This window comes from Vibrio sp. 10N.222.48.A3 (assembly GCF_041475345.1).
Classification (GTDB): domain Bacteria; phylum Pseudomonadota; class Gammaproteobacteria; order Enterobacterales; family Vibrionaceae; genus Vibrio; species Vibrio tasmaniensis_A.
Window position 1 is genome coordinate 1 of record NZ_JBFRVX010000485.1, and the last position, 6,661, is coordinate 6,661.

Below are 6,661 nucleotides of genomic sequence, written 5' to 3' on the forward strand. Positions count from 1 at the left end.
ATTCTGAGACGATTGGCCACCTGGTTGGTTAATATTCTGATAGAACAGATCTTCAAACACCGCGCGGCTCTTTTTAAAACCAATGGTTGAGGCGTTGGCAAGGTTGTTTGAAATTGTTGAAATATTGGTTTGTTGGGCGTCTAAACCGGTTTTACTTACCCATAATGCTGGATGCATAGTAATTTCCTTAAAATTCTATTAGCTCATACGAAGCAGTGAATCAGACGACTTGTCCATTTCCTCTGCTGTGCTCATCATCTTGACCTGCATTTCAAACTGACGTTGTAAGTCAATTAAGCTGGTCATTTCACCTACGGCATTTACGTTACTGCCTTCGATAGCACCTTTAAGCAACGTTACCGCTGCATCTGCTTCGTATGCCTGATCTGGGTTTTTCGAACGGAAGAGGCCATTCGTATCTTTAAACAAGCTTTGGTTATCTGGACGCACAAGCTTAATACGATCAACTACGGCTAATTCTTCAGCTGGAGCGCCTTGAGGAATCACCGAAATCGTACCATCAGTACCAATTTCTACTTTACTGATTGGGATTGGGAGCGTGATTGGTGCGTCGTTTTCACCAAGCACTAAATGGCCACTTGCGTTGGTAAGTAGACCGTTTTGGTCAACCCTTAGGTTACCGTTGCGAGTTAAACCTTCACGACCAGTGTTGTCCATAACTGAAATCCAACCATCACCTTGAATGGTGACGTCTAGATCTCGGCCTGTAGTAACCACACTACCCTGAGCGAAATTATGACCCGGACGCTCTGTCATGCTGAAAACACGAGTAGGCATACCTTCGCCATACGCTTGCATTGAACGTGCCTGTGCTAAATCAGCACGGAAACCCGTTGTACTTACATTGGCAAGGTTGTTCGAACGCAGCTGCAAAGCCTGCATATTTTGCTTAGCGCCGCTCATGGCAAGAAACAGTGCGCGATCCATAATTTTGCTCCAAAAATCATTTTCTGGAACTAATAAAGCAAACACTATGCCAATATTTTTAACTGTTATTTATCAAAAACTTAAACGGAGAAACAACAAAAAAAACTGACCATAAAGGATCATTGAGGAAGAATTGTTGCCAGAGGCATTACCGGGCGGCAATAGGGGCGGCAAATAGAAAAACAAACAGCCATACGTAATTCATCAACAATACCCAATTCAATAACATTGAATTGGGTATTCGCAGATGATTCAAACGCTCGAAACGATTAACGAATCTGAAGAATATTCTGTTGTAGTTGGTTGTGTACTTCTAGAGAACGAGAGTTCGCTTGGAAGTTACGTTGAGCAGAAATCAAATCAACCAATTCTTGAGTCATATCGATATTCGACTGCTCTAGTGAGCCATTGTTGATACTACCAAATGAACCTTTATTTGATTCACCCCAGATTTTATCACCTGAAGCGTTAGTAGAATCCCATTGAGTGCCGCCTTTCTTATCTAGACCATGCTCATTAGGTACACGAACTAAACCTACGCGGCCTAGTATCACATTTTCACCGTTTGAGTAACTGCCTAGAACACTGCCGTACTCATCGAAATCGATTTTCGTTAAGAAACCAGTTGTCGCGCCATCTTCATCAAACCTAGACAGTTCGAATGGAGCGGCAAACTGAGTTGAAGAATCCAGACCAAAGTTAAGTACCTGTGTCGGATCTGCACCGTTCAAATCAATTGCGTTCTCACCAGCGCCGATAGGATCAGATAGAATTGGCTGACCACTGTTAAGGCTTGCTAAGGTACCGTCATTGTTGAATTTCATGGTGTGACCAACATGACCTGCTGAATTCGTCGCGTCGCCACCAGTAATATTTACCGGCTTCTCGCCCGTTTCATCTGACATGGTGTAGTACGTTTGCCAAGTATTCGGTTGAGTCTGATCTTTTAGGTAGTAAGTCGTTAACTTGTAAGACTGTCCCATAGAATCGTAGACCGTCGAAGACGTTGCACGGTTATAGGTATCTGGATCTTTGAAGTCAAATGTTGCCGGGTCTTTAAGATCACCGTTCGCAGGAAGGTTAACCCCTACTTCAATGTTTTCTGTCTGTTTAGGCTTACCAAACTCAGCTGGAATGTCGAGAGGCTTTGGTGCATAAGAAAGAACTTCACCCGAGTTTGGATCGACATCATAACCTAAAAGAAACTCATCATTGGCCGTAACCATGTAGTTGTCTTTGTTTAGGTGAAATGCACCATTACGCGTTAGTTCATTGATCTCTGGCACCATACGGTCTTTCGATACTGCAAAGAAACCTGTACCACTTACACGCAAGTCCATTGGGTTATTCGTATAGATACTTGAACCTTCATGGAACTGTTGTGCCACTTGGCTAGCTTGCGCACCACCTCCTGGCGTCGTTTTTGCGTTAGTGAACAACGAGCTTGAGTAAACATCCCCGAACTCCGCACGAGACTCTTTAAAGCCAAATGTGTTTGCGTTCGCAATGTTGTTACTGGTTGTATTCAGGTCTAACTGTGCAGCGGATAGACCGCTTAAAGATACATATGACATTCCAATATTCTCCTAATCTAGCTAGCATAATCACTCTAAAAAGAGCTACGCTTTACCAACTTCTAGTACTTCAGCAAGTCGTACTGGCGATGTAAAACCAGCCAGATTGAGTAGTACGTTGCCATCGCCTTTACCAAGAAGCACACTGTTCACGTTCGCATAACTCGACACTTGGAACTCTGTGTTCTCACCTTCCAATAAACCCGACGCTTTCACGTTGTATTTACCGGCCGGCAATGGATTACCGTCTTCGTCTTTTCCGTCCCACTCAACACGCGTGTCACCAGATGGTTTTGAGCCGATATCAAAAGTGCGAACCAATTGGCCAACTTCATTCTCAACACGGACCATTACATTGTCCATTGCCTGAGGAAGCTTAACCATTGACGCCATACCGCCATCACCTTGTTTCACACCTGCCGCTCCAGGAACCAATACATCGCGGCCAACCAAAGAAGATGCCTGCAGTGCTTGGTTAGAGGTCATTGATGAATTCAAGCTTTCAAACTGTGTATTCATTTTGCCAATGCCATCTACGGTCGCAAATGAAGCCATTTGCGCAATCATCTGGTCATTGCTAACCGGCTTAAAAGGGTCTTGTTGTGCAAGTTGCTTAGTCAACAACGATAAGAAGTCATCTTGTTTAAGATCTTGCTTACCTGTCGTTTCATCGGGCTTCTTAGCACCATCTTGAAGACTCTTCAGCTGGTCAACATAGGACAAGCCGCTTTGACCAACATTGTTGATTCCAGCCATTTGCTACCTCCTTATCCTTATTGACCCATCTGCAGCGTACGCAGCAGCATTTGTTTACTCGAGTCAGCAACCTGTACGTTTGTTTGATACGCACGTGATGCTGAAATCATGTTTGCCATTTCTTCCATAACGTTAACGTTAGGCTTATAGATGTAGCCTTCGTTGTTCGCTAACGGGTGATCTGGGTTGTACTCCGCATTCAGCGGTTTATCGCTTTCTACGATACCTAATACTTTTACTGGCACAGTGTGACCACTATTACGTGCCTGATTTAACTCAGCGCCAAACACTGCGTGACGAGCCTTGTAAGTGTCTTTAGCAGAGCTACTTACACTGTCTGCGTTAGCAAGGTTACTTGAGGTAGTATTTAGACGAACAGATTCAGCACTCATCGCAGAACCAGTCACATTGAATACATTAAATAAGCTCATCTAGTTATTCCCCTTTTATCGCTTTAGTTAAATTCTTGAACTTACTTCCTAAGAAGTCGAGAGAGGCTTGATGCCTAATTTGGTTTTGCATGAAAAGATTTCGTTCCAAATCCAAATCAACCGTATTGCCATCTCCAGTATCAGGTTGCGTAGGAATTCGATACTTCGTTTCCCCATTCACCGTTGTTGAGGCAGAAATATGCCGACCGTCTGTTCGGCTAAGACCAATGCTTGCCCCAGAACTTGCCGCCTGCAGTGATTTATTAAAGTCTAATCCCTTTGCTTTATACCCAGGCGTGTTAGCTTGCGCGATATTGGTGGAAAGCACCTCAGCGTTACGCTCACGTACACCAACTGTGTGCTGGTGAATGCCTAAAGCATTGTCAAAAGAAATAGCCATGTAAACCTCAACTCAAGAACTGACTGTTATGAAATAACCCAAGCAATATATATACCAACTTTAAAAATAAAGTGGCCGACCATTACTTTTACAGGTTACTCGTGGGTAAACTTGCAATATACAAGCCAACAAATAGAGTAAATTGGAATGTCACTCTGACTTAAAGATATAGATTAAATGAGAAAAAGAAAACCCAGCACTTGGCTGGGTTTTAAATTTGGACAGTAATATTGCACCTTAAAGTGGTGACACTAATTACTTTAATTTGTAGATGATGCCTGGATTACAGCGAACCATTTCAAAACGATCTGTTAAGCCGGTTAACGATTCAGACGCACCCAATAACAGGTAACCACCAGGATTCAGGCTATTTGCCATCTGGTTAAGTACTTTTGACTTCATATCCGGAGAGAAATAAATCAACACGTTACGACAAAAGATAATGTCGAATTTGCCTAACAGTGCATAGCTCTCCATCAAGTTCTGAGGACGGAAGTTTACCATTCGCTTAACGTTGTCTTTCACTTTCATACGACCATCGCCAGCATCTTCAAAGAAAGTGCGACGGCGCTCAGGAGAAAGTCCTCGGCCCAAGGCAAGGTTGTCATAAGCGCCAGTGCGGCACATATCTAACATACTTGCTGAAATATCAGTAGCGGTAATCGATACATTTGGCAACATACCCGGCTTACGTGCTTGGGTCTCAAGTATCGTCATAGCCATTGAGTATGGTTCTTGACCTGAAGAGCTTGCCGCAGACCAAATCTTGATAGGACGTTTATTTGCCGCTATTTCCGGTAGAAGTTTATCCGCTAGTACAGCAAACGGATAAGTATCTCGGAACCAAAGTGTCTCGTTAGTCGTCATAGCATCCACTGCCGCCACTCTCAACTCACGGTTTCGACCTGTCACTACATCTCTTAGCAAATCAGACAATGAAGCAACATTAAACTTCGTTACTAATGGGCTTAAACGACTGCGCACTAAATACTGCTTACTGTCACCTAATACAATGCCACATTGAGATTCTAAGAAACGGCTGAAATCGCGATACTCTTGATCACTTATTGTTATAGCAGTCATTAATGTCTCTTTTAGTTAGTTAACGCAGCTTTAACCGCGCCACCAAGCTCATCAGGATTGAATTTCGCGATGAAGGAGTTAGCCCCTACACGCTCAACCATGGCTTGGTTAAATACACCACTCAATGATGAGTGCAAAATTACGTATAAATCTTTTAGTTCTGCGTGACGACGAATCTCAGCAGTCAGCGTGTATCCATCCATTTCAGGCATTTCAATATCTGAAATCACCAATGAAATTTGATCGTAAATACTGCCTTCCGATGCCATTTTCATCAGAGTCTCATAGGCTTCTTTACCATCTTTGACAGCAATGACCTCAAAACCAATAGATTCTATAGCACGTTGAACCTGCTTACGAGCAACCGTCGAGTCATCAGCAATCAAGATTCGGCGAACCAATTCTTTCTCTTGTTCAACTTCTGCAATTTCCTCTGCGATTCTGCTATCCATGGTTTCATCAACAGGTGAGATCTCAGCAAGAATCTTTTCAACATCCAGAATTTCAACCAATTCATTATCGATGTTGGTTACCGCTGTTAGGTAATTATCTTTACCTGAACCATCTGGTGGTGGAAGAATAGCTTCCCAGTGCATATTAACAATTCTATCTACAGAGCTTACGAGGAATGCTTGGATAGTACGGTTAAATTCAGCAATCGAGCCTGGTAACAACGGTAATGATGTTTCACGCTTCACTGCATCTTCTGTGTAACCCGCCATAAACAAGCCCACAGGGCCTGCTGTACATAGAACTAAGTCTACCCAATCTAGTGCTTTGTCTGAAGCAGCTAGAGGATCGCTTTCACCCGTTAATGCTTCAGCTTCGTCTTCATTCATTGCAACAACGGTTACATGTTGTTCAAGGAAATCTTTCCAAAACTCTGGATCATCTTGAATAACGAATTTAGTACCAAGCGTTAAAACAACAGGTACATCGTATTTCTTCGCGTACTCAATAGCTTTCATTGTTGCTTCAGGCATAGGGTCACCTGGTTTACAACGAACTAAATACGCCGTTAATACTAAAGCAGAAGCACTTTTGAAAATTTTCTCAGGAATGCTTTCTGGTTTTAATTGGTTCATTTGTCCTTCGCTAATTGCGAAAGTACGTTCACCATCTTCTGTAATTAATGCAAAGCAGCGACCAATTGCGCCATCTACCCCTTGTAAATGGTTCAGATCCATTCTGCTTGATGTATTACATAAATAGCGGTAACCGTAGCTACCAATTTTAATATCTTGGCTCATTACACCCAATAGTGTTGAACGGTCATCCGCCAATACTGAGTAGTTGTGTAATGTATTACCAATTGTGCCACCTGCGTATTCATTAGTGATCAGGCACTGTTCTTTTAATTCTTGATACAAAGATTCAGCAGCTTCATCACCAATAACCAAAGAGTGTCCCTTACTTAAGCCATATTTTTCGATTAGCTCAGAACTCACCTTTGCTTCAATATCCACCAA

At 42.8% G+C, this 6,661-nt stretch carries 8 protein-coding genes and 1 pseudogene; all 9 read right to left on the minus strand.

Annotated features, from left to right (window positions below; translation table 11 throughout):
* The coding region (locus AB4653_RS14330; RefSeq protein ID WP_372104526.1) for a flagellar basal body protein at positions 1 to 177 on the minus strand (177 nt) is incomplete at its 3' end.
* Positions 178 to 198: 21 nt separating this feature from the next.
* Positions 199 to 948, minus strand: a complete 750-nt coding sequence (gene flgF, locus AB4653_RS14335; RefSeq protein WP_009848571.1) for a flagellar basal-body rod protein FlgF — start codon at positions 946 to 948, stop codon at positions 199 to 201.
* 269 nt (positions 949 to 1,217) lie between these two features.
* Positions 1,218 to 2,522, minus strand: coding sequence for a flagellar hook protein FlgE (gene flgE / locus AB4653_RS14340; protein ID WP_009848572.1), 1,305 nt, complete (start codon positions 2,520 to 2,522; stop codon positions 1,218 to 1,220).
* A 45-nt stretch (positions 2,523 to 2,567) separates the two neighbouring features.
* Positions 2,568 to 3,278 carry a flagellar hook assembly protein FlgD gene (gene flgD, locus AB4653_RS14345; protein WP_009848573.1) on the minus strand — a complete coding sequence of 237 codons (711 nt, stop codon included), beginning with the start codon at positions 3,276 to 3,278 and terminating at the stop codon, positions 2,568 to 2,570.
* A 17-nt stretch (positions 3,279 to 3,295) separates the two neighbouring features.
* Complete coding sequence (gene flgC, locus AB4653_RS14350; protein WP_009848574.1) at positions 3,296 to 3,709, minus strand: flagellar basal body rod protein FlgC; 414 nt, start codon at positions 3,707 to 3,709, stop codon at positions 3,296 to 3,298.
* Between the two features lie 4 nt (positions 3,710 to 3,713).
* Entirely contained in the window at positions 3,714 to 4,109 is a 396-nt protein-coding gene (gene flgB, locus AB4653_RS14355) for a flagellar basal body rod protein FlgB (protein WP_009848575.1), read from the minus strand.
* Positions 4,110 to 4,364: 255 nt separating this feature from the next.
* On the minus strand, positions 4,365 to 5,192 hold the full coding sequence (locus AB4653_RS14360; protein ID WP_009848576.1) for a protein-glutamate O-methyltransferase: 828 nt from the start codon (positions 5,190 to 5,192) through the stop codon (positions 4,365 to 4,367).
* A gap of 11 nt (positions 5,193 to 5,203) precedes the next feature.
* The gene (locus AB4653_RS14365; protein WP_372104529.1) at positions 5,204 to 5,644 is read right to left on the minus strand and encodes a response regulator; all 441 of its coding nucleotides are present in this window, start codon (positions 5,642 to 5,644) and stop codon (positions 5,204 to 5,206) included.
* A 33-nt stretch (positions 5,645 to 5,677) separates the two neighbouring features.
* Positions 5,678 to 6,661, minus strand: a pseudogene (locus AB4653_RS14370) (inosine/guanosine kinase); the annotation flags it as partial.